The organism is Nocardia sp. NPDC050799 (assembly GCF_040654015.1).
GTDB lineage: Bacteria > Actinomycetota > Actinomycetes > Mycobacteriales > Mycobacteriaceae > Nocardia.
Genome location: NZ_JBFAHF010000026.1, coordinates 89,799 through 111,198 on the forward strand (window position 1 = coordinate 89,799; position 21,400 = coordinate 111,198).

The following is a 21,400-nucleotide window of genomic DNA, read 5'->3' on the forward strand; positions in this document are numbered from 1 at the left end:
TTTGAATTCCGGGCATGACAGCCCCGCCGCCGGATGCCCCCGTACGACTCGCGGTCGAGAACGGGATCGCGACCCTCACGCTCGACCGCCCCGCGACCAAAAACGCCCTGACGCCGGACCACTGGTCCGAACTCGGCGCGGCGGTGGCGGCGGTGGCCGCGTCCGAGGCGCGGGTTCTGGTGGTCACCGGCGCCGGCGGTGATTTCTGTGCCGGTGCCGATCTGGGCTCCGGTACCGGCGGGGAGCGGCATCCGCTGGACCGCATGGACCGGATCACCGCCCCGCTCATCGCCCTGCACGAACTGCCCATCCCGGTGCTGGCCGCGGTCGACGGGGTGGCGGTCGGAGCGGGCTGGAGTCTGGCACTGTGTGCGGACTTCGTCGTCGCGACCCGCCGGTCCCGCTTCTCGCAGATCTTCGCGCGACGCGGTCTGTCACTCGACACCGGAGCGTCGTGGCTGCTCCCACGGCTCGTCGGCCTGCACACGGCGAAGCGACTGGCCTATTTCGCGGAAATGCTCAGCGCGGGTGAAGCATACGAACTCGGCTTGGTGACCTGGCTGGTCGGCGACGGCGAAATGGACGAGGTGGTGGCCCGGTTGACCCGGGAACTCGCCGCGGCAGCGCCGGTGGCCCTGCGTCTGGACAAGGCGCTGCTCGACCACGCCCATCAGCGCACGTTCCGGGAGGCCGTGGCCGCCGAGAACGTCGCTCAGCTCGTCAATTTCGCGACCGACGCGCCCGCCGCCAAGGCGGCGTTCACCGCGGGTACGGCCGTGACCTTCAGCGGAAGGTGGCAGCTGTGAGCGAGCCGGATCGCCCGCGGCCACCGCTGCCGACCCCGGTCGGTCATCGGCCCCCGGTCGCCGGTGCGTCCGGCCGGGCCCGCGCGGGCGCAGGAAAGATGCGTCGGCCACTCTCATCTCTTCGAGCTGGAGGAGCGCTCATGCGGCTCTGCATCAATTGGCTTCCGCTGCGGCCGGAACTGACCCGCGCGGTCGCGCGTCGCACGGAAGCGCTGGGAATCTGGGGACTCGGTATCGGTGATTCACCGAACTACGGCGAGTTGTACGCCGCCTGCGGTGACGCGCTGGCGGCCACCTCCACACTCACGGTGTCGACCAGTGTCACCAATCCGGTGACCAGGCACTGGTCGGTCCACGCCGGCGCCGCGCGCACGTTCGACTCCGCCTATCCGGGAAGATTCCGGCTCGGGATGGGGCGCGGCGATTCCGCGGTCCGCACGTTCGGGCTCGAACCCGCCGCACTGGGCGACTTCGAACAGGACCTGGTCTCCTTCCGGGCCGCTGTCCCCGCGGTACCCACGCTGGTCGCCGCGAGCGGTCCGGCGGCCGCGCGGATGGCGGGCCGGGTCGCCGACGGGGTCATCGCCGGAGTCGGGACCGATCCGTGCGCCCTGGGCGAGCTCGCCGGCGCGGCAGGAGAGGAACGGGCCGCCGACCGCGGGCGAATCGAGATCTGGGCCTCCGTGCGGCTCGCGGTCGGGCGCACCGGCGAGGAGGTGGATCGGCTCCGGCGCGCCTTCGTCCCGCGGGCGGTCAGCGCGTCGCATTTCGCGTTCGCATCGACCTTCGCCGGTAAGAACGTGCCCACGCAGTTCCAGGATGTCCTCACCGAGCGGTATCGGCACTACGACTACGCCGCCCACGGAAAAGCCGGGAACACCAGTAATGCCACGTTATTCGCCGACCGGCCGGATATCGAGACCTACCTGCTCGACAGGTTCGCGGTGATCGGTACGCCGCCGGAATGCCGGGATCGCCTGCTGGGCCTCGGCGAGCACGTCGACGGTGTCTATCTCTCGGTGCATTTCGAGGACGTCGCCGGTCAGCTGGACCGGATCGAGGATCTGCTCGCGCTGATGTAGGAGCGCACTCGGCGCCGGCTCGTTTGCGCTACCGCGGGGCGCCGAGCAGGTCGAATATCGAATCCAGCTGCTCGCGTACGGTCTCGGCGCCGTCGGTTCGCCCGGCCAGCTGGTGGAGCAGCGCGCGCTGGAAGATCCCGTCGATGGTCGTGTACGCGACGGCGGGCGTGAGCGTGGGGTCGCTGCCCCGGTGTTCGCAGTAGCGGGAGACGACCCGCCAGATCATGTCCTCGCGGCGGGCCTCGATCTCGAGTACGTCGTCGCGGAACGAATCGTCGAACAGGCTCTGATTGCGCAGGTCGTACCAGAGCCGGTGGATGGCGGCGTCGGCCACGAGCGTGGTCGAGAACGTGGCGATGAACTCGGCGCGCAGCTCCTCGGCGTCGTGCGCGGAGGCGATGACCTCGTCGTAGCGGGTTACGCAGACCGCCTCGTACTGCCGGACGGCATGCACGAGCAGGTCGATCTTGTCGCGGAAGTAGTAGTGCAGGACCCCATGGGAATATTCGGAGTTCTGCGCGATCTCGCGCAGGCTCGTACGGGCGTAGCCACGCTCGGCGAGCGTGTGCAGGGTGGCCAGTGCCAGCTCGGTGCGCTTCGCCGCGAACTTGTCGCGAGCGCGCTCATCTATGCGGGATCTGGGATCAGCGGCCTGTGTCACTCGTTTGCATTCTTCTCGGTTCGGATCTCACCTGCCCGGCTTCTCCTGAGTGTAAGCGTACGACGACTTCCGATCTTTGGACGACTGTCAAGATTTTTCTTGACGACTGTCAAGATATCGCCCTACTGTGTCATGCGACACACCACATCGGTTTTGTGGTTCAGATCACAGTGTCGGCTGCTTTCGAGAGAGGAACGGAAATGACGAGTTACGACCTGGGCGGACGGGCTGCGCTGGTCACCGGGGGTGCGCGCGGCCTGGGCGCGGGCATGGCCCAAGCGCTGACCGAGGCCGGCGCGGCGGTGGCGATCGCCGATATCGACGCCGACGGCGGCGCCACGATGGTCGAGAAACTGCGGGCGCAGGGGAGCCGGGCCGAATTCGTCTCGCTGGACGTCACCGACGACGGTGCGTGGGAACGCGCGGTGGCCACGACCGTCGGCGCGCTGGGTGGGCTGGACATCGTGGTCAACAACGCGGGCGTGGAGGTCACCAGCCTGCTGGTCGATCTCGATCCCGACCAGGCCCGCACCATGCTCGATGTCAATCTGCTCGGCACCGCGCTCGGGATCAAACACGCGTTCCGGGCCATGCGGCCGGGCGGGGCCGCCGGGCGTGGCGGGGCCGTGGTGAACATCGCTTCGGTCGCCGCGACGATCGCGTTTCCCGGGATCAGCGTCTATTCGGCCACCAAATCGGGTATCGACCGGCTGACCAGGGTGGCCGCCGCGGAGTCGGGGAAGCTCGGCTACGGCGTGCGCGTCAACTCGATCTATCCCGCCCTGACCCCCACCGCGATGGGCAACAAACTCGCGGTCGACTGCGCCGAACTGGGATTGTTCCCCTCCCCGGAGGCGGCGGCGCAGGCGGTGGCCGAACTCACGCCGCTGGGCAGGCTGGGCCAGGTCGACGATATGGCGGACGCGGTCGTATTCCTCGCCTCCGACGCGGCGAAATTCATCACCGGTGCCGGACTGCCGGTCGACGGGGGAATGGGCATGTAGCGGCAGCCCCGTCCGGCCCACCACCCACCTTTCATCCGATGACGAGGAGAGAACACCACCATGCCAACCGATAAACAGGTCGTCGTCTACGGCGCGTCCGGCTACACCGGCCGGCTGATCTGTGAATACCTGCGCGAGTACGGTATTCCCTTCCTGGCCGCGGGCCGCGACCACGCGCGGCTGAAAGCGGCGGTCGACGCGGTGCCCGGTATCGACACCGTGGACCACGAGATCGTCGAGGTCGAGCACACGAGCGCGGCACTGGCCGACGCGTTCCGCGGCGCGCGGGTCGTGCTCAACACGGTGGGTCCGTTCGCCCGGTACGGGCATCCGGTGGTCGAGGCGTGCCTGGAGATCGGCGCGCACTACACCGATACCAACGGTGAGCAGAACTGGATGATCGACGCCCAGGAACGCTACGGCGCCGAATTCGCCTCCCGTGGACTACTGCTCACCCCCGGCCTGGCGCAGATGTACACCATCGGTGAGATCGCCGCCAATATCTGCCTGGAGAACCCCGGCCTGGATACCCTCGATATCGAGGTGTTCTGGAAAGGGCACCCGACCGTCGCCTCCACCAACACGATCCTCACCAATGCCGCTTTCGCCGAGGCCTACTACCTCGAGCAGAACGAATACGTGGAGTGGCCGGTGGACGAAGGGCTCTACCAGGTGGTGGTGCCCGGACAGCACGAACTGGGCCTGGCACTGCCATGGGGCGGTACCTCGCATCCGGTGTGGTTCAAGAACGATCCACGGGTCGCGAATGTGCGTGCGCTCGGCGGCGTCATGAACCGCCCGCTGATGCTCGGTGTGCCCCAACTGGTCGCGGCGGCCCTGGCGCAGATGGACGGGAAGCCGGAGGCGGAGAAGTACCGCATCATCGACGAACAGTCCGCCGCCATCCGTAGTGAGATGCCGCCGCGGGAGAATCCGCGGATCAACACCTCGCTCGACTCGGTGTACGCCTCCGGGCCGTTGGGCCGGGCACACTGCCTGATCCACGGCAACTGCAACTACAAGCAGACCGCGCTGCTCAACGCCCATGCCGCGGCCGCCCTGCTCCAGCAGGCCCCGCGGATGACCGGGTTCGCCTCGAGCTGTCAGGCATTCGGGCATCGAGAACTGCTCGGCACGCTGCGCGCGTTCGGGCTCGTCCTCGATCCCATCGTCACGGTGCACCGCTGAGGCCGTCGATGCGACTCGCGGACTATCTCGACAAGGGGGCCTCGCTCGGCCGCGAGGCCCCCTGCCTCACCTCCGGCGGAACAACACGCACCTACGGCGAGGTATATGACGATTCGGTGGCCGTCGCCGGCGCCCTGCAGCGCACCGGGATCGAGGCCGGTGACCGGGTCGCGGTCCTGTCGGCCAACGACCCGCTCGCCCTGACCTGTGTCTTCGGCATATCGCGCGCCGGCGCGGTGTGGTGCCCGGTCAACCCGCGCAACGAGGCCGAGGAGAACCGTCAGCTCTTCGACCTGTTCGGCTGCCGGCTGCTCTTCTTCCAGAAGAGCTTCGCCGGCCTGGTGGCCCGCATCCGCGACCACCTACCTCGGCTGGAGTGGCTGGTCTGCCTGGACGGCGACACCGAGGGCGCGATCGCGTTCGATACATGGCTGGCCGCGCACCGCGCCGAACCCGACATGCGCCGGCGCCCGGCGGACGGGCTGTGCATGCTCGCCGGTACCGGCGGGACCACCGGCCGGCCGAAGGGGGTGCGGCTGACCGAGCTCAATATGATGACCTCGACCGCGCTGGCGCTGATGAGCTATCCGTTCGGCGATCGCCCGCGCTACCTCGCCCTCGCGCCGCTCACCCATTCGGCGGGCGTGCTCACCTTCCCGATCCTCGGCCTCGGCGGTGAGATCGTCATCATGCCGGCGCCCGATATCGGGCAGTTCCTCGCCCTCGCCGCGCGACACCGGATCACGCACGCGTTCCTGCCCCCGACGGTGATCTACGGCCTGCTCGATCACCCCGACCTCGATCGCACCGATCTGTCGTCGCTGCGCTGCCTGTGGTACGGCGCCGCACCGATGTCGCCGACCCGGCTCGAAGAGGCACTGGCGCGCATCGGCCCCGTCCTGGGACAGTTGTTCGGCCAGACCGAGGCACCGAATATGATCGCCACCCTCGCACCGGCCGATCATTTCCGGTCCGACGGCTCGGTCGCCACCGAGCGTCTCGCCTCGGCCGGCCGGCCCACGCCACTGACGACGGTCGCCATCATGGACGAGCGGGGCACGCTCCTGCCGCCCGGCGAACGCGGCGAGATCGTGGTGCGCGGCCCGCTGGTGATGGACGGATACCACGAGAACCCCGCCGCGACAGCGGAAGTCAGCGCCTACGGCTGGCACCATACCGGTGATATCGGTTATCTGGACGAGGACAATTTCCTTTTTGTCGTCGACCGCGCCAAGGACATGATCATCACCGGTGGATTCAATGTCTACTCCGCCGAAGTCGAGCAGGCCGTCCTCGCGCACGCCGCGGTGGCCGAGAGCGCGGTGGTGGGCCTGCCCGACGAGAAATGGGGTGAACGAGTCACCGCGGTGGTGCGCCTACGGCCGGGGCACACGGTGACCACCGACGAACTGATCTCGTTCGTCAAGCAGCGCATCGGCAGCGTCAAAGCGCCCAAGCAGGTGGAGATCTGGCCGGATCTACCGCGCTCGAAAGTCGGCAAGGTATTGAAGAACGTGATCCGTTCCGGACTCCGGGAATGAGTGAGCGGGTGCCGCCGGACCGATCTCCCGGCCACCGCCGGCGTTTCGCCGCTGTCAGAACGCGACCGCGGCCTCCGTGAGACGCTCGAACACCGCGGGATCGGGCCATCCGCCGGTGCGGAAGCGCGGCGGGTGGATACCGGGCATCGGAGTGATTCCGGTGAGATCGACGGCGGTGTCGAACGGCACCATGATGGTCCGTTCGTCGTCGGTGGCGAATGCGAGCAGATCGGCCACCGGCAGGGCGGCATCGACACCCTCGCCCCAGACCGTGACGGTATGGATGCCGTCCTCGCGTTCGGCCACCATCAGGCTGCTCACGTAGATCGCCTCCAGGTCGTCGCGATAGCGCTCCTCGAGCCATTGCTGCTGGGCGTGGTATTCCGCCCCGGCCAGCACCGCGCGGGCCCGGGCGGCTTCGGCGTCGTTCGCGGTGGTCACCCGGTCCAGGGGAATCACCAGGCCGGATTCGTCGAGGGTGTACCCCTGGGGCGAGAGCGGCCGTGCCGCCTCCCGGTACTCCTGTTCGACCGCTTCGAAGGCCTCGGACAGCAACTCCGGATCGCCGGGAACGATCAGCAGGCTCTGCTGATCCGGGATGAACGCGACCGGCGGATACTCGAAGTTCGTCGTCGAGACGAGCAGCCAATCCGGCACCAGGATCCACGACGACAGGTAGTCGGCCTCGTCGACCGCTATCTTCACGATGCCGTCGCCGGGTAGTTCCGCCATCGGCACCACCGCGGCCAGGTTTTCCCGGGCCACCGTCAACGCTTCGTTCGCCGTGACGCCCCATTCGGCGAGCTTCGTCTCGTCGGGGAAGCCGATGACATCCGGGTAGTCGATGGCCAGCAACTCGTCCACGAACGGGAAGAGCGGGCGCCGTATCCGTGAACCCTCGTCCTCCAGTGCGTAGGTCGACGGCCGCAGGACCGGCCGCAACAGCGGGCGTACCTCCTCCCAGCTCTCGGGTGGGGCCGCGGGCGTCACCAGCGCGGGCACGATGCGGGTCAGCCACTCCCGCGTTTCCTCCGGCGATCGGTCGCGCGTCTCCGTGAAGAGGTTCGCGAGATGCAGGACAGCGTCGCCGCCGTCGTATCGGACGGCGAATTCGTCGGTGTCGTAGGAGACATCGGTGATCCCTGCCGCGCGCATATGCCCGAACACCTGCAATGCGAATTCGCGCCGTGCCCGGTCGTTGTCGGTATTCGTCATCTGGAAGAGCAACCTCACATTCGGCGGTTCGGGCAACGACAGGAAGCGCGGACACTACCCGAACGGCCGCGGTGGTGACCGGCGATGTTCCCAGTGCCGGTGCCCCGGCGCGAAGGCTCGGTGCCGGGGCAGCCGACCGGTGCGTGCCGCGCTCCGGCCGGAACACACCGGACCGGTGTGCTCGGCTCCGGACGAGCGGGCGCATCGTCGCGGCCGGGCCGGCCGTGGCTGCCGCCGCCCGATCGCGGACGGGTCGCTGTGGAGGCGTGGTTGAAGCCGGTCGATCCGGGTACGCCGGCTTCGAACACTCGTTCTACCGTGGAGAGGAGCGGCAATGGTGCAGCAGCAGCCGGAAAAGGACCGGGACCAGTGGACTACCGGTGACGAACCGATGACCGGCCCGCAGGAGTCCTATCTGCACACCCTGGCGCAGGAGGCCGGGCAGCAGGTGCCGGAGGGGCTGACCAAGGCGCAGGCGTCACAGCTGATCGACGAACTCCAGCAGCGCACCGGCCGCGGGATCTGATCGCGAGACGACCACTCGTGCTCGCAGTACCGCCGACCGGCCGGCGTCTTATCGGGGAGCGCGTCGGGCCCGGGCGGCGGCGAACGCCAGTATCGCCGATATCGCGATGACCACTGCCGCGACGGTGAACGCGGTGGCGAAGGAGCGGCCGACGACCGGGACCACGAGCAGCGGACCGAGCACCTGCCCGATGGCGTACACCGCGGTCAGCGTCGCCGCGGCGCGCGGGATGTGCAGCCGGCGGGCGTAGTCGAGGGTGAGTACCACCACGCCCATGAAGGTGGCCCCGAACGCGACCGCGGCGACCGCCGCGGTGGCCACGCTGTTCGAGGCCGCGGCGACCGCGGCGCCCGCGGCCTGCACCGTGAGAGCCGTGACCAGCGCGGGCCCGGTCCCGATCCGGCGCGCGATGCGGTGCCAGGCCAGGGTGGCGGGCGCCGCGGCCAGTCCGACGAGCGTCCACACCAGTGCGCCCGCCGACGAACTCCCGGTTCCGGCCACCGCGGCCACCAGGAAGGTGCCGATGATGATGTAGCCGACTCCTTCGGCGAAGTACGAACCCAGGAGCAGCCGCCACGCCCGCCGCGCCTGCCCGGTACCGGCACGCCCCGGGTCCATCGCGGTATCGCCCACGCTGTCGGCCGGCCCGGATTCGGAACGGATATCCAATAACCAGGCCGGAGCGAGCAGCAGCGCGGTGAGCACCGCCGACCCGAGCCACAGACCCTGCCACGACAGATGCGGTGCCGCGAGCAGGGTGTAGACACCGGAGATAGCGATCCCGAGACCGACCCCCGCGAACGCCACGCCCGGTGAGGCACCCTCCCGGCGGTGGTGTGCCACCGTGGCCGCGCAGGCGATGAAGATGGCCGCGCTGGCCGCCCCCGCCACGAACCGGAGCCCGGTCGCCACGGCCACCTGCGCGGTCGCCGCCATCCCGGCCTCACTGGCGACGAGCACCACCGACCACGCCAGGAATGTCGAACGCAGGCTCAGTTGCGGTCGCCGTGTCAGCAACACCGCACCGAACAGGTAGCCGGCATAGTTGCCGGTCGCGATCACTGCGCCGGCGCCGGCGCTGATCCCCGTCGAAGCGGTCATGATGGGCAGCAACGGCGTGAACACGAAGCGTCCCACACCCATCGCGGCGGCGAGCCCGGCCGCCGCGGCGATCCCGACCGCCCGTCCGCGCAGTGCCGGCCCGCCGCTGCGCTCAGCGGCCCGCAGATCAGTCATACCCGGTACGTTACGACCGCTGTGCCGCGCTCGGACGGCCGAGGGCCGGGGTGACCCTACCGCTGCGCTGGTACCGGGTCGGCCCCCCGATCATCCTGATGAACCTACGCGCGCGGCGGGTTCACCCGTTGTCCGGTGCCGCGGTCTCGGTCATGGCGAGCAGTTCGGTGCGTGCCGATTCGAGGCGGTCGGCGGTGAGATAGGGACTGTTGACCGCGGTGGCCAGCCCCTCGGCCGCGAAGCGGATCACCGACGTCGTACCGGGGGCGAGACCGTCGCCGGCGAACGCCTCGTCCAGCCGCCGCGCGTCGTCGGCAAAGAGTTCCTCGAGGCCGGAGACCGTACCCAGGGTCACGACCAGGCCGGTCGGGCTGAACGCCCGCGCGACCGATTCGCTACCGCTGGTCAGTGCGCGGACGTAGCCGCGAGTGAACTTCCCGGGCCGGTTCTCGGACAGGTCGATGCACTCGTGTATCTCGGTCCACACTTTCGCGATCAGATGTTCGGTGACCCCGGCCAGCAATGCGTCCCGGTTCGGGAAGTGGTGCATGAGACCGCCTTTCGTGACGCCGGCGGCCGCGGCGATATCACTCAGGCTCACCCGGCCGCCGCGTTCGGCGAACATCCGTTCCGCGGCCTCCAGCACGGCCAGCCGGGTGCGCTCCTTGTCTCGGGTGAGGCCCTGGTCAGACCGGCTCATGCTGCTCCTTGTCCGCGGCGGGCCGGTGCGACGGGATGACGCGCCAGGCCAGCACGCCCGCGACCACGAGCAGGGCCGCCGCGAGATACGACGTGGACTGCAGCGCGGTGGTGAAGGCATGTGCCGCACGGGTGAAGATATCGGAATCACCCGTGACCCCCGCCGCGCCCGCGAGCGAATCCCGGGCCGCGGCGGCCGCACCCGGATCGGTGCCGGGCCCGAGTTCCAGATTCGCGCGGTACCGCGCCAGCTGAATCGAACCCAGTACCGCGATACCCAGTGCGCCGCCCATTTCATAGGCGGTCTCGGCAATGGACGAGGCGGCGCCCGCCCGCTCCTTGGGCACCGCGGTGACCACCGCGTCCGTCGACAGCGTCATGGCCACGCCGACACCGAGACCCAGAACCGCCAGCGCGATACCGAGACCCCAGAAACCGGACGAGGTGGCGGCCCAGCCGATCCCGGCGAGACCGACGGCGGCCACCAGCAACGCACCGCCGATCGTCCGCCCGGCCCCGAACCGGGCCACCAGTACGCCGACCACGGCGATCACGGCCAGGGAAGCCAGCGTCGTCGGCAGTTCGGCCAGCCCGGCCTGCAGCGGGCCGTACCCGCGGACGAGTTGCAGGTACTGGGAGAAGAAGAACAGCAGCCCGAGGAACGCGAAGATCGACAGTGCGGTGGAGAGCACGGCACCGCTGAACGCGGGCATCCGGAACAGTGAGATATCCACCAGTGGAAGGGCCAGCCGCGACTGTCTGCGCAGGAAGAGCAGGCCACCCGCCACCCCGATCAGCGCCGCCACCGCAACCGTCGGGTCGAGCCCGGTTCCGGCCCAGTGTTTCACCGCGTAGACCAGCGGCATGATGGCCATGATGGACAGCACCGAGGACGGCCAGTCCACCGCATGTGCGCCGGCGCCGCGGGATTCCGGTAACAGGAGCGCGCCCGCCACCAGGACGACGGCCATGACCGGCACATTGATGAGGAACACCGAACCCCACCAGAAATGCTCGAGCAGCAGACCACCGACCAGCGGCCCGGCCGCCGCGCCGGCGGTGGCGCCGGCCGACCATACGGCGATCGCCGTCGTCCGCTGCCGCGGATCGGTGAACACGGCACGCACGATGGACAGGGTCGACGGCATCAGCGTCGCCCCGGCCACCCCGAGCAGCGCCCGCGCGGCAATGAGGGTTTCGGCGTCCGGCGCCAGTGCGGCGAGGACGGAGGCGGCGCCGAACGCGCCGGCGCCGATCAGCAGGAGACGTTTGCGCCCGATCCGGTCGGCGAGATTGCCCATGGTGATGAGCAGCCCGGCCAGCACGAATCCGTAGATATCGCCGATCCACAGGAGTTGTGTCGCGCTCGGCCGGATATCGGCGGTCAGCGCCGGTACCGCGAGGTAGAGCACGGTTCCGTCGATGGCGAGCAATAGCACCACGCTGACCAGCGCGGCCAGCGCCGCCCATTCCCGGCGGCCCGCCCGGCCGGGCGTGGTTTCCACTGCTTGGCTCATTCCTCCCACTTTAACAGTCCATATGGAATGTTATAGAGACTGGATGGACTTTTCGTCCGAGTGCTCGGTCACGCTCGGGGCGTGCCGCGCCGTCGCTCGTGCCGCTCGTCGCGTTCCCCGCTGCGGGGCCGGCCGCTAGCGTTTCGGTATGACGGTGACGTGGGAAGAGTTGGGGTGGGAGCCGCTCGCGGAGGGAGTGGGCCGATGCCGGTTGCCGGTATGGGACTGCACGGCCGGATTGATCGTGGGGGAGGACTTCGCGTTCGTGGTCGATACCGGGTCGAGTCTCGAGGAGGGCGCCCGGGTGCGGGACCGGGCGCAGCGGCTGGCGGGCCGGGCCGTCACCGGTATCGCGTTGACCCATCATCACTTCGACCATGTCTTCGGTGCGGCGGCGTTCGGCCCCGTGCCGATCTTCGCCGCAGCCGGCGCGCAGGCGCTGTACCGGGAAGGGCGAGGGGAGTTATATGCCGACGCCGTGCACAATGGGCTCGACCCGGCGGCGGCCCGGGCGGCCGCCGACGCGCTCGTCCGGCCCGGCGAGTACGTCAGGGATGTGACCGCGCTGGGGCGCGGCGCCGGTCGCGATATTCTGCTGGTCCGGATCGGCCCCGGGCATACCGGGCACGATCTCGCGGTCGTGGTGCCCGGCGACCCCACCGTGGTGTTCTGCGGTGACCTCGTCGAGGAGTCGGGCGAGCCGCAGGCCGGTCCCGACGCCGTCGGGACGCGGTGGCCCGCCGCGCTCGACCGGTTGCGCGAGCTGGGTGGCGCGGACGCGGTGTACGTGCCCGGACACGGAGCGGTGGTGGACGCGGAATTCCTCCGGCGGCAACGGGACGACCTGGCCGCCCGTTTCGGAGTGGACGAGCCCACCGCGTAGCAGGCGCCAGGTGATTCCGGCACCCACGGTGTGCCGGGGCGTTTTGCGGGTATGCGCGACATAGGAACTCGGCGAGCCCGCTCGGGTGTCGTCGATTCCGGTGGAACATCAGGAGGTACTCATGCTCGCCATTGCCGCTGCCGTCGCGTTCGGTCTCGCGCTCCTTTTCGATCTGACGGATGCCGACCTCGGTGACTCCATCACCGGTGGCACCCTCGTTACCCTGGGGCTATTGCTGATCGCCCTGCACCTCGCGGGATTCGGTACGGGCGCGCGTGCCGGGGCCGGAGGCCGGTCCTGGAGCTGGCGGCGCGTCCGCCGCTGAGTCGCGAAGGTCCGGCCTCCGGTCGGGGCCGGACCTTCGCCGCGAAGTCTCCGGGCGTCGGCGGCCACTCGCGGTGACCGAACCGGGTTCGTTTCGCCGTGGCCTGCCCGTGGGCGTTCCGAAATCCCGGGGTACGACAGCCAGTTGGGAAAACCGTCCCTGCCAGAACGAGCAACCCGACGGCGGGACCGAGGTCAAGGATTCGAACCGGCTGGGACTGCGCGTCCGGTAGTCAGGTGCTGTGGCGCGTCTACCGCGGCGGCAGCCATGCCTGGCCGACAGGTACGCGGCGTACCGAGATGCTGAATCGGATGTGGCAGCTGTTCGGAGCCCACCCGCATCCGTAGCCGCTCGGACCGGGAAGAGGCGGGCCGCAGATCCGGACGGCCCTCGCGAATCGCTTCGGATACCTGATCGGAATCGCTCGCGACGGCGACCGGACAACGGCGGCCGCCCGGAGATCTCCGGGCGGCCGCCGTCAGGTGTTCGGTGGTCGGCGGGCCGTGTGGAAGGCGCTCGGGACACCGCCGGCGGAACTGCCGCTACCGCCCCTGATGTGACCGCTGCCGTGCTTCCTGTACGTCGGCTTCGGAGCGTGCCTTCTCGGCTTCGGCTTCCTTCTCCGCGACCTCACGCTGCGCTTCGGCCTTGTCCTGCTGGGCGATGCCTTCGTCGCGTAGGTCCTTGTTGTCGAGGAGCGTGCCGCCCACTTCCTTGGCCTTGCCCTTCACGCCTTCGACGACGCCTTCCAGTCCTTCCCGGGGACCAGTCTGCTTCTCGGCCACGATATCTACCTCCGAATGTTCGGTACGGGTGGATATCTGCGACGTACCCGGAGGTCGCGGGTTCAATCGGTGATCTCCGGGGCGGTTTCGGCCGCGGTGCACGCCTCGGCACTGCGGCACTGTCCCCATGCGTGATTTCGACGGGATGGCTCGGCTGGATCGCATGGATCGTCGCCGCCGGCATCACCCTGCTGACTCGACAGCCGCGTCCGGGCCGGCGCTGCGTGAGCGCAGCGGCAGTATCAGGAACAGCGCGCTCCCGAGGAGAGCCAGGGCGACCGCGCACCACGGCGCGGCGAGTCCCCAGCCGGTGGTGGTCGGCATCGCGTCGATCTGGGCGCCGATGATCACCGAGCCGACCAGTACACCGAGTCCGCCGATGGAGGCGAGGAGCCCGTAATACGACCCGAGGCGGCGCTCGGCGGCGAGACGCGGCACCAGATCTCGGGCGACGGGCATGGTGATCATCTGTCCGAGGGCCAGGAGTAGGGCGAACGCGGCGGCGGGGATCAGCGCGGGCAGACCATGGAGTTGCGCCGGCGCGAGGAGCGCCATCACGACGAATGCGGCGGCCATGACGGTCAGGCCCGCGGGCAGGGCCGCGGCGGTGCGCACCCGTCGCGTAATGGGCAGTTGGGCGAGGACGACGAATACCGAAGCCAGGGCGAAATACCAGCCCAGCGGGGCCTGCGAACCCCAGGCGCGTTCGATCTCCAGGGGCAACAGCAGGTACAGCTGGTTGTAGGCCACCAGCTGGGAGCTCATCGCCACGGCGAAGAGGAGAAAGGTCCTGTTCGCGACCACTTCCCGCCAGCCGTCGAGCCACCCGTCGGCGGCGTGGGCTCCGGGGTGTGCGGGAAGCCGGCGCAGATGGACGACCAGGATCGCGCCGAAGAGGCCCGCCGCGACCAGGCATGCGACGGAGAAGTCGACTGCCAGCAGCAACGAACCGAGCAGCGGGCCGGCGAACGCGCCGATCTGACCGCATACCGCGAACAGGGCGAAGGCATCCGTCCGGGAGCCGCCACCGTTCTCGGCGCTCCCCGCGGCGGTGGCCAGGGCGGACTCGACAGCCGGCGAGAACAGCGCGCCGGCGAACCCGGTCAGGATGGTTGCCACCACGATCCCGAGCACCGACCCGGCGCAGGCCAACCCGACGAAGCCGAGGATCCGGCACACACACCCGGCCAGGACCACCGGCTTCACGCCCCACCGATCCGCGAGCGAACCGCCGATGAAGAACAGGCCCTGCTGGGAGAAGGTGCGGAGCCCGAGCACCACGCCGACGAACGCCGCCCGCAGACCGAGATCCTCCGTCAGGTGCACCGACAGGTACGGCAACACCATGAAGAAGCCGATATTGAACGCGAGTTGCGTCAGGACCAGCAGCCGGACCGTCGGGGTCGCAGCCGCCAAGCCGGTCAGCAGCGACCACCGGGGGCCACGCGGCCGGCGAGTCCGTGCTGTCGTATCCGCCACCGCCGAGGCCTGCCGGTCGTCAGCGCGCGGCGACGGCAACCGGACCCGGTTCGAACAGGATCGACAGCCGCCCCTTCGACTCGTCGACGATGACTTCGGCATGGACGTTGTACACCTGGGCGATCAGTTCGGAGGTCAACACCTCGGTGGGCTTCCCGCCGGCCACGACCCGGCCCTCCTTCAAGACGATCACCGTATCGCAGAACATGGCGGCCAGATTGAGGTCGTGCAGGGCTATCACGCTGGTGACAGGCAGCCGGGTGACGAGCGCCAGCAACTCCAACTGGTGATGGATGTCCAGGTGATTGGTCGGCTCGTCCAGCAGGAGCTCCCGCGGCTCCTGGGCCAGGGCACGGGCGATCTGGACGCGTTGTTTCTCCCCGCCGGAGAGCCGGTGCCAGAGCCGGTTCGCTTTCGAGGTGAGGCCGGTGTGCTCGAGCGCGGCCGTCACCGCGGCCTCGTCGGCGGCCGGATTGCCGCCGAATGTTGTGCGGTGCGGGATGCGTCCCAGGCGCACGACGTCGCCGACCGTGATGTCGAGGTCGGTGTCGGCATGCTGGCTCACGACGGCCACCGCGCGCGCGACCTCCTTGCGGCGCAGGGTGGACAGGTCGTCGCCGTCGAGGGTCACGACGCCCGCGGTCGGGCGCACGACACCGTTGAGCAGGTGCAGCAGTGACGATTTCCCGGACCCGTTCGGACCGAGCAGCCCCAGGGTTTCGCCCGGCGCCATCGTCACAGTGACTCCGTCGACGACGAGCGCGCCGCCGCGGTTCCAGGTGACGGCAGCCGCGTGCAAAGTCACTGTTTCCTCCTCCGGCGCGACAGGATGACGATGAACGCGGGCACACCGACCAGCGCGGTGCCGACGCCCACCGGCAGCGGGGTGGGCGCGAAGGCGACGCGGGAGACGGCATCCACCCACACCATGAAGACCGCCCCCAGCAAGGCCGTCGCGGGAATCAACCGGCTGTGTCGCGGACCCAGCAGGAACCGCGCCGCGTGCGGGAGCACGAGCCCGACGAACCCGATCGCACCGGCGACGCTGACTAGGGTCGCGGTGATGACCGCGGTGACCACCAGGAGCATGAGCCGGATCTTCCCGACCGAGATGCCGAGCGAGGCCGCGACATCGTCACCGAAGGCGAACGCATCCAGGGCGTGCGCGAAGTACCGGCACACCGCTGTCCCGAGGAGCACCACCACCGCGCACAGCCTGACATCGTCCCAGCGGACGCCTTCGAGCGATCCGAGCAGCCAGAACATCACACCGCGGGTCTCGTCGGAGTCCGCGAACGCGAAGATGACGAACGAGGTCAGCGCCGAGAACAGCTGCGTACTGGCCACTCCCGCGAGAATGACGCGGTCGTTACTGCCGCCGGCCAGGCGGGCGAGCAGCAGTACCAGCCCGAACGCGACCAGTGCCCCGATGAACGCACCGCCGGACAGACCGAGCGCGGCGCCGCCGACGCCGAGGATCCCCACGATCACGGCACCGGTCGACGCGCCCGACGAGATGCCCAGGACGAACGGGTCCGCGAGCGGGTTGCGCAGCAGCGACTGCATGATCGCGCCGCAGATTCCGAGCCCGGCGCCGCACGCGGCAGCCACCAGCGCACGCGGGAGGCGTTCCTCCCATACGATCGCGTTCTTCGCCGCCCGCACCGGAATGTCGCCGAGACCGAGGTGGTTGAGCAGGACATCGCGGACGTTCACAGCGGAGATATCCGCCGGGCCCAGGGTGACAGCGACGAGGACCGACAGGGTGAGCGCGGCGACTCCACCGGCGAGAATCAGCGACCCGACGACCCACTGCCGCCCCCGAATCGGTCCGGGGGCGGCGGTATCGGCGCGGTCGCGGGTGGCGGTCAGTTGGGCACCCGTAGGTCGCGAAGGCCGGCGGCTACTTTCTCGAGTCCGTCGACGGCGCGGATGGACGGGTTCATCTCCGCACCGTGCAGCGCGATGTACCGCTTGTTGCGCACGGCGTCGAGGTTGCGCGTCACGGAATCGGATTCGAGGAAGGCGATCTTGTCGGCGAGCAGATCTCCGGGGAAGCGGTTGCGCAGGAGGTCGCCGAGGACGAGAACATCCGGGTTGCGTGCCACGACGGTCTCCCAGCCGACGGCGGGCCAGTCGTCGGTCAGGTCCGCGAACACGTTGGTGGCACCGACCGTGGTGGCGAGCAGGTTCGCCGAACCCAGACCGCCGGCCACGTACGGGCTCTTCGTATCGGCGAACCAGAACCCCATCGACACGTTGGACTTCTCGATACCGGCGAGCGCCGCGGTCTCGCGGCCCCGCAGCTCGTCGATGAGTTGCGCGCCCCGCTCGTTCACATCGAAGAGGGCGGCGAGTTCACGGATCTCTTGGTACAGCGCGTCCATCGCAAGCGGTGTGGTGCGCTTCCCGCCACCGTTGATGCTGACGCCGTTCTCGCAGTCGGTCGGCGACAGATACGACTCGATCCCGGTCTCGGCGAACCGGGCGCGCTCCGCGACGCCGCCCTGCTCGAAGTGGCGGCCGAACGAGGCCGTGACGAAGTCGGGATCGGCACCCAGGACGACCTCGTAGGTCGGTGCGTTGTCGGCGAGCCGGGGAACCGATTCGTTCGCCGCCGCCAGATTCTCGCGAATGGGATCCGTCCACGAAGCGGTTCCCACCATGCGGTCGCCGAGGCCGAGCGACAGCAAAATCTCGGTCGATCCCTGATCCAGCGAGACAACCCGCTGCGGTGCCGCGTCGACGGTGACCGTCTCGCCGCAGTTGTCGAGAACGAGGGGGTAGGTGGTACTGCCCTCGCCGGTGGATACGGCACCGGCATCGTCGACTTGCTCGGATTGCCCACAGGCGACGAGCGCGCTCGCCAGCACAGCGGTGACGGCCACGAGACCGATCCGGCCCACGGAAATCCTCACCTTCGCCACAGCTTTCGTCTTGTCGGGTACGGGTGTCGCTTCGAGCGATCACGGTGGGCCGACATGCACAACCTGTGTCGAGGAAGCAGGTGCACGCTAGCACAAGTAAACCTAACCTAAGAGAAGCGGTATAGCTGCCGGTCAGAGGGGCTCGCGCCGTTATCGATGTTCGCGGCCGGCTTCGTAGCCGGTGGTCATCCAGTAGACGGCGCGGTCGACCGCGGGCACGATTGCGGTCACCTCGATTTCGCCGCCGGCGACGCGTCCCAGGAGTCCGTACACCAGGCTGGTGAGGATCGTATCCAGGTCCTGGATGAATTCGGCGTCGATATCGGCCAGCGCTGCCATCGCGGGGGGAACGACGGCCTCGAGTCCATGGCTGATCAACGTCTCGCCGCCCGCTGCGGCGCGGGCGCGGAAGTACGCGACGAGGAGACCGGGATGGCGCTCCCACGGTTCGAAGATCGGGCGTAGTACGCGCATGAGGGCGGTATGCAGCGACTCGCCGGGGCGGGTTGTGTAGCTCGACAGGCCGGCGTAGCGGTTCTCCCGCATCCACCAGTCCAGCGCGGCCAGGATGAGTTCGTCGCGGGTGCCGTGCAGTTTGTAGATCTTGGCGAGCGACACCCGGGCATGCCGGGCCACCTCCCGCACCTGTATCGCGTCGTAGCCGTCGGTCTCGAGCAGGGCTATGACCGCTTCGCGGATGCGTTGCTCGCCCTGCCCGACTGCCGAGTCCATGATGGCGTCGCGCTGTTCGGTCAATCCGGCCGATTCCTTCCCTCTCGAACATGGAACTGTTATTCTCGCCAAGTGGTAATCAAATTACCACAGTTCAACCATAGTTTTCGTCCACATATATTGCCGCGCTCTCCTCGTGAGGCAACCGAGGCGACGCGGATCTGCTCGGCACCGAAGCGAGGATCGATGGGTTCGTTGGATGGCAAAGTCGCCTTCATCACCGGCGTAGCGCGAGGGCAGGGGCGAAGTCACGCGGTCCGGCTGGCTGCCGAGGGTGCGGACATAATCGGCGTGGACATCTGCGCCGACATCGCGTCCAACAGCTACCCCATGGCCAGTAGGGAGGAACTCCCGGAAACGGTTGCGCTCGTCGAGGCGACAGGCCGCCGGATGGTCGGCTCGGTAGTCGATGTGCGCGACTTTTCCCGGCTCCGTGACGCTCTCGATGCCGGTGTTGCCGAATTCGGGCGGCTGGATATCGTCTGCGCGAACGCGGGCATCGCACCGCTGTCGCTCGACGAGGTCCCTATCGAAACCGAACTCGAACAGTGGGCCGATGTGGTCGGCGTGAATCTCTCCGGGGCGTTCCACACCGCGCGCGGCAGTTCCGCATCTGATCGCCGGCGGTCGCGGCGGCTGCATCGTTTTCACCAGTTCCACGGCAGGCCTGGTCGGGATGGGTGGACTCGACGGTGGCGGACTCGGGTACGCAGCCTCCAAACACGGCATCGTGGGAATCATGCGGTGCCTGGCCAATAACCTGGCGGCACACAGTATTCGCGTCAATACAGTGCACCCGACGGCAGTGAACACCATGATGGCGGTCAATCCCCAGATGATGGAGTGGGCGGCGAACAATCCCGACGGTGGCCCGCACCTGATGAACCCGATGCCCGTCGCGATGCTGGAACCGCGGGACATCAGCGCGGCGATCGCATTTCTGGCCTCGGACGAGGCCAAGTACATCACCGGTGTGGCCATGCCCGTCGATGCCGGCTTCTGCAACAAATTGTGAGGACGCGATGATCGAGAACTCACGACCGCCCGGCCGGGCGGCCGGTAAGCGTGTGCTGGTCACCGGCGCCGCGCGCGGGATGGGCCGTAGCCATGCGGTACGCCTGGCGGAAGAAGGCGCCGACCTCGTCCTGATCGATATCTGCCGGTCTCTGCCGGAACTCGAATACCCCTTGTCGACGCCGGAAGACCTGGCCGAAACCGCGCGACTGGTCGAGAAATACGGTCGCCGCGCTGTCACCGCAGTGGTCGATATACGCGACGAGGTCGCACTGTCGACGGCAGTCGACGATGCCGTGGCGGAACTCGGCGGGCTGGACGGCGCGGTCGCCAATGCGGGGGTCCTGACGGCCGCGACCTGGGATACGACCACCTCCGAACAGTGGCGGACGGTGGTCGACATCAATCTGATCGGAACGTGGAACACCTGCGCCGCCGCGCTTCCACACCTGGTCGACCGTGGTGGCAGCATCGTCAACATCAGTTCGGCGGCGGGCTTGAAGGGCACACCCCTGCACATTCCGTACACCGCGTCCAAGCACGGTGTGGTCGGAATGAGCCGTGCGCTGGCGAATGAGCTCGCCGTGCGGAATGTCCGGGTCAATACGGTACATCCGACCGGTGTGGCCACCGGTATGTCACCGGAGTCACTGTTCGGTCTCCTCTCCGAGAAGCGCCCGGATCTGGCCCCGCTGTTCGGCAACGCGTTGCCGGTGGTGATGACCGAAGCCATCGATATCAGCAACGCCGTGCTGTACCTGATCTCCGATGAAGCCCGCCACGTGACCGGGATGGAGTTCAAGGTCGATGCCGGGGTCACCCTCAAATGAAAGCGACAGATATGGGAACCACCGATACGGCTGCGGCGCGACGGTCGGCGCGAGGCCGGCGTGAGTTCGCCGAAGTGATGACCTTCGCGCCCCCTGGTGATTCGAGCCCGACAACGGCCAACGGCCTGATCGACTTCGTATTCGCCGAAGTATGGACCCGGCCGGCCCTGAGCCGCCGGGACCGGCGGTTCGTCACACTGTCGTGTGTCGCCGATTCCGACGCCGAACAGCCGTTGATCGAGCATGTATATGCGGCATTGAACAGCGGTGATATCTCCATCACCGAAATGCGCGAAGCGGTCCTGCATTTCGCGGTCTACGCGGGGTGGCCCAAGGCATCACGCTTCAATATGGTCGTCGACCAGCAGTGGGAACGGATCCACCGGGAGCGTGAACTACCGGTGCCCGCCCCCGACCCCTTGCTGCCGCTGGTGACACCGAGCGATCCGGAGGATCGTCTCGCGCGCGGCGTGGAGTCCTTCAAGGACGTCAACTGTATGGCGTTCGCCCCGGACCGCGACAATCCGTATCAAGGGGCCGGCATTCTCAATTTCGTCTTCGGTGAAATGTGGCTGCGCCCGGGCCTGAGCAGGAAAGAGCGCCGATTGATCACGGTGGCCTGTGTCGGATTCCAGGACGCACCGATTCCGATCCTCTCCCATGTCTACGCCGCCCTGAAGAGTCGGGATATGTCCTTCGCGGAAATGGATGAGCTGGCACTACAGTTCGCCGCCTACTCCGGGTTACCCAAGGCGACACACCTGAGTCGGGTGATCGACGAGCAGAAGGCCCGTGTCCTGCACGAATGGCGAACCGAAGACGCCACGACCTCTTAGAGCACGTCTGGGAACTCTGGGTCACTTGCGGGTGAGCCGCCGTGACAGCGTGGCGATCATGGCGATGTAGACCATGGCCTCGTGGTGATCGGGCCGGGTTTCGTAGTCGCGGAC

At 68.4% G+C, this 21,400-nt stretch carries 21 protein-coding genes and 1 pseudogene; 11 read left to right on the plus strand and 11 right to left on the minus strand.

Translation table 11 applies throughout. The features are described 5' to 3' along the window. The first annotated feature begins 14 nt into the window (after nt 1-14). Both AB0H42_RS24730 and AB0H42_RS24735 read left to right on the plus strand, forming a co-directional pair. On the plus strand, nt 15-806 hold the full coding sequence (locus AB0H42_RS24730; protein WP_357059776.1) for an enoyl-CoA hydratase-related protein: 792 nt from the start codon (nt 15-17) through the stop codon (nt 804-806). A 140-nt stretch (nt 807-946) separates the two neighbouring features. Then, the gene (locus AB0H42_RS24735; RefSeq protein ID WP_357059779.1) at nt 947-1,888 is read left to right on the plus strand and encodes an LLM class flavin-dependent oxidoreductase; all 942 of its coding nucleotides are present in this window, start codon (nt 947-949) and stop codon (nt 1,886-1,888) included. Nucleotides 1,889-1,916: 28 nt separating this feature from the next. Here the strand turns inward: AB0H42_RS24735 and AB0H42_RS24740 are convergent, their stop codons facing one another. Continuing rightward, nucleotides 1,917-2,549, minus strand: coding sequence for a TetR/AcrR family transcriptional regulator (locus AB0H42_RS24740; RefSeq protein WP_357059782.1), 633 nt, complete (start codon nt 2,547-2,549; stop codon nt 1,917-1,919). 200 nt (nt 2,550-2,749) lie between these two features. Between AB0H42_RS24740 and AB0H42_RS24745 the strand changes: the two genes are divergently transcribed. Genes AB0H42_RS24745 through AB0H42_RS24755 form a run of 3 tightly spaced genes read left to right on the plus strand, consistent with a single transcriptional unit; the run spans nt 2,750 to nt 6,282 of the window. Continuing rightward, complete coding sequence (locus AB0H42_RS24745) at nt 2,750-3,553, plus strand: SDR family NAD(P)-dependent oxidoreductase (RefSeq protein ID WP_357059784.1); 804 nt, start codon at nt 2,750-2,752, stop codon at nt 3,551-3,553. A 60-nt stretch (nt 3,554-3,613) separates the two neighbouring features. Then, nucleotides 3,614-4,741 (plus strand): DUF5938 domain-containing protein, encoded by a 1,128-nt coding sequence (locus AB0H42_RS24750; protein ID WP_357059787.1) that lies wholly within the window; start codon nt 3,614-3,616, stop codon nt 4,739-4,741. An 8-nt stretch (nt 4,742-4,749) separates the two neighbouring features. After that, nucleotides 4,750-6,282, plus strand: a complete 1,533-nt coding sequence (locus AB0H42_RS24755) for a long-chain fatty acid--CoA ligase (protein WP_357059790.1) — start codon at nt 4,750-4,752, stop codon at nt 6,280-6,282. A 54-nt stretch (nt 6,283-6,336) separates the two neighbouring features. On the opposite strand, the gene AB0H42_RS24760 is transcribed toward AB0H42_RS24755, so the two are convergent. Continuing rightward, the gene (locus AB0H42_RS24760; RefSeq protein WP_357059793.1) at nt 6,337-7,497 is read right to left on the minus strand and encodes a hypothetical protein; all 1,161 of its coding nucleotides are present in this window, start codon (nt 7,495-7,497) and stop codon (nt 6,337-6,339) included. 334 nt (nt 7,498-7,831) lie between these two features. On the opposite strand from AB0H42_RS24760, the gene AB0H42_RS24765 reads away from it, so the two are divergent. Next, nucleotides 7,832-8,023: a DUF3072 domain-containing protein gene (locus AB0H42_RS24765; RefSeq protein WP_355237571.1), complete on the plus strand. Its 192-nt coding sequence runs from the start codon at nt 7,832-7,834 to the stop codon at nt 8,021-8,023. Between the two features lie 48 nt (nt 8,024-8,071). On the opposite strand, the gene AB0H42_RS24770 is transcribed toward AB0H42_RS24765, so the two are convergent. From AB0H42_RS24770 to AB0H42_RS24780, 3 genes are all read right to left on the minus strand, one after another. After that, nucleotides 8,072-9,259 (minus strand): YbfB/YjiJ family MFS transporter, encoded by a 1,188-nt coding sequence (locus AB0H42_RS24770; RefSeq protein ID WP_357059795.1) that lies wholly within the window; start codon nt 9,257-9,259, stop codon nt 8,072-8,074. Nucleotides 9,260-9,380: 121 nt separating this feature from the next. Beyond that, nucleotides 9,381-9,959: a TetR/AcrR family transcriptional regulator gene (locus tag AB0H42_RS24775; protein ID WP_357059798.1), complete on the minus strand. Its 579-nt coding sequence runs from the start codon at nt 9,957-9,959 to the stop codon at nt 9,381-9,383. Then, entirely contained in the window at nt 9,946-11,475 is a 1,530-nt protein-coding gene (locus tag AB0H42_RS24780; protein WP_357059800.1) for an MFS transporter, read from the minus strand. The genes AB0H42_RS24775 and AB0H42_RS24780 overlap by 14 nt, the downstream gene beginning before the upstream one ends. Before the next feature lie 148 nt (nt 11,476-11,623). On the opposite strand from AB0H42_RS24780, the gene AB0H42_RS24785 reads away from it, so the two are divergent. Continuing rightward, nucleotides 11,624-12,358, plus strand: coding sequence for an MBL fold metallo-hydrolase (locus AB0H42_RS24785; protein WP_357059803.1), 735 nt, complete (start codon nt 11,624-11,626; stop codon nt 12,356-12,358). 121 nt (nt 12,359-12,479) lie between these two features. Next, nucleotides 12,480-12,683, plus strand: coding sequence for a hypothetical protein (locus tag AB0H42_RS24790; protein WP_357059805.1), 204 nt, complete (start codon nt 12,480-12,482; stop codon nt 12,681-12,683). Between the two features lie 542 nt (nt 12,684-13,225). Here AB0H42_RS24790 and AB0H42_RS24795 read toward each other — a convergent pair. From AB0H42_RS24795 to AB0H42_RS24820, 6 genes are all read right to left on the minus strand, one after another. Beyond that, a complete protein-coding gene (locus AB0H42_RS24795) occupies nt 13,226-13,468 on the minus strand; it encodes a CsbD family protein (RefSeq protein ID WP_063035182.1) in 243 nt (80 codons plus the stop codon). A gap of 183 nt (nt 13,469-13,651) precedes the next feature. After that, entirely contained in the window at nt 13,652-14,884 is a 1,233-nt protein-coding gene (locus AB0H42_RS24800; protein WP_357059807.1) for an MFS transporter, read from the minus strand. A gap of 82 nt (nt 14,885-14,966) precedes the next feature. Next, the gene (locus tag AB0H42_RS24805) at nt 14,967-15,752 is read right to left on the minus strand and encodes an ABC transporter ATP-binding protein (RefSeq protein WP_357059810.1); all 786 of its coding nucleotides are present in this window, start codon (nt 15,750-15,752) and stop codon (nt 14,967-14,969) included. Next, a complete protein-coding gene (locus tag AB0H42_RS24810) occupies nt 15,749-16,744 on the minus strand; it encodes an iron chelate uptake ABC transporter family permease subunit (RefSeq protein WP_357059820.1) in 996 nt (331 codons plus the stop codon). The genes AB0H42_RS24805 and AB0H42_RS24810 overlap by 4 nt, the downstream gene beginning before the upstream one ends. Nucleotides 16,745-16,815: 71 nt before the next feature. Beyond that, nucleotides 16,816-17,865 (minus strand): ABC transporter substrate-binding protein, encoded by a 1,050-nt coding sequence (locus AB0H42_RS24815; protein WP_357059812.1) that lies wholly within the window; start codon nt 17,863-17,865, stop codon nt 16,816-16,818. A gap of 159 nt (nt 17,866-18,024) precedes the next feature. Continuing rightward, complete coding sequence (locus tag AB0H42_RS24820) at nt 18,025-18,606, minus strand: TetR family transcriptional regulator (protein ID WP_357059822.1); 582 nt, start codon at nt 18,604-18,606, stop codon at nt 18,025-18,027. 186 nt (nt 18,607-18,792) lie between these two features. Here AB0H42_RS24820 and AB0H42_RS24825 point away from each other — a divergent pair. The 3 genes and pseudogenes from AB0H42_RS24825 to AB0H42_RS24835 all read left to right on the plus strand — a co-directional run bounded on the left by AB0H42_RS24825 (nt 18,793) and on the right by AB0H42_RS24835 (nt 21,286). Continuing rightward, nucleotides 18,793-19,621: pseudogene (locus AB0H42_RS24825) on the plus strand (mycofactocin-coupled SDR family oxidoreductase). A gap of 7 nt (nt 19,622-19,628) precedes the next feature. Next, the gene (locus AB0H42_RS24830) at nt 19,629-20,450 is read left to right on the plus strand and encodes a mycofactocin-coupled SDR family oxidoreductase (protein ID WP_357059814.1); all 822 of its coding nucleotides are present in this window, start codon (nt 19,629-19,631) and stop codon (nt 20,448-20,450) included. Between the two features lie 11 nt (nt 20,451-20,461). Next, the gene (locus AB0H42_RS24835) at nt 20,462-21,286 is read left to right on the plus strand and encodes a carboxymuconolactone decarboxylase family protein (protein WP_357059817.1); all 825 of its coding nucleotides are present in this window, start codon (nt 20,462-20,464) and stop codon (nt 21,284-21,286) included. Nucleotides 21,287-21,400 lie beyond the last annotated feature (114 nt).

Bases quoted from the DNA above. Each gene is read 5' to 3' on its own strand.
- AB0H42_RS24730 (WP_357059776.1), top strand. From the start codon at position 15: ATGACAGCCCCGCCGCCGGATGCCCCCGTACGACTCGCGGTCGAGAAC.
- AB0H42_RS24735 (WP_357059779.1), top strand. From the start codon at position 947: ATGCGGCTCTGCATCAATTGGCTTCCGCTGCGGCCGGAACTGACCCGC.
- AB0H42_RS24745 (WP_357059784.1), top strand. From the start codon at position 2,750: ATGACGAGTTACGACCTGGGCGGACGGGCTGCGCTGGTCACCGGGGGT.
- AB0H42_RS24750 (WP_357059787.1), top strand. From the start codon at position 3,614: ATGCCAACCGATAAACAGGTCGTCGTCTACGGCGCGTCCGGCTACACC.
- AB0H42_RS24755 (WP_357059790.1), top strand. From the start codon at position 4,750: ATGCGACTCGCGGACTATCTCGACAAGGGGGCCTCGCTCGGCCGCGAG.
- AB0H42_RS24760 (WP_357059793.1), bottom strand. From the start codon at position 7,497: ATGACGAATACCGACAACGACCGGGCACGGCGCGAATTCGCATTGCAG.
- AB0H42_RS24765 (WP_355237571.1), top strand. From the start codon at position 7,832: ATGGTGCAGCAGCAGCCGGAAAAGGACCGGGACCAGTGGACTACCGGT.
- AB0H42_RS24770 (WP_357059795.1), bottom strand. From the start codon at position 9,259: ATGACTGATCTGCGGGCCGCTGAGCGCAGCGGCGGGCCGGCACTGCGC.
- AB0H42_RS24775 (WP_357059798.1), bottom strand. From the start codon at position 9,959: ATGAGCCGGTCTGACCAGGGCCTCACCCGAGACAAGGAGCGCACCCGG.
- AB0H42_RS24780 (WP_357059800.1), bottom strand. From the start codon at position 11,475: ATGAGCCAAGCAGTGGAAACCACGCCCGGCCGGGCGGGCCGCCGGGAA.
- AB0H42_RS24785 (WP_357059803.1), top strand. From the start codon at position 11,624: ATGACGGTGACGTGGGAAGAGTTGGGGTGGGAGCCGCTCGCGGAGGGA.
- AB0H42_RS24790 (WP_357059805.1), top strand. From the start codon at position 12,480: ATGCTCGCCATTGCCGCTGCCGTCGCGTTCGGTCTCGCGCTCCTTTTC.
- AB0H42_RS24820 (WP_357059822.1), bottom strand. From the start codon at position 18,606: ATGGACTCGGCAGTCGGGCAGGGCGAGCAACGCATCCGCGAAGCGGTC.
- AB0H42_RS24830 (WP_357059814.1), top strand. From the start codon at position 19,629: ATGATCGAGAACTCACGACCGCCCGGCCGGGCGGCCGGTAAGCGTGTG.
- AB0H42_RS24835 (WP_357059817.1), top strand. From the start codon at position 20,462: ATGGGAACCACCGATACGGCTGCGGCGCGACGGTCGGCGCGAGGCCGG.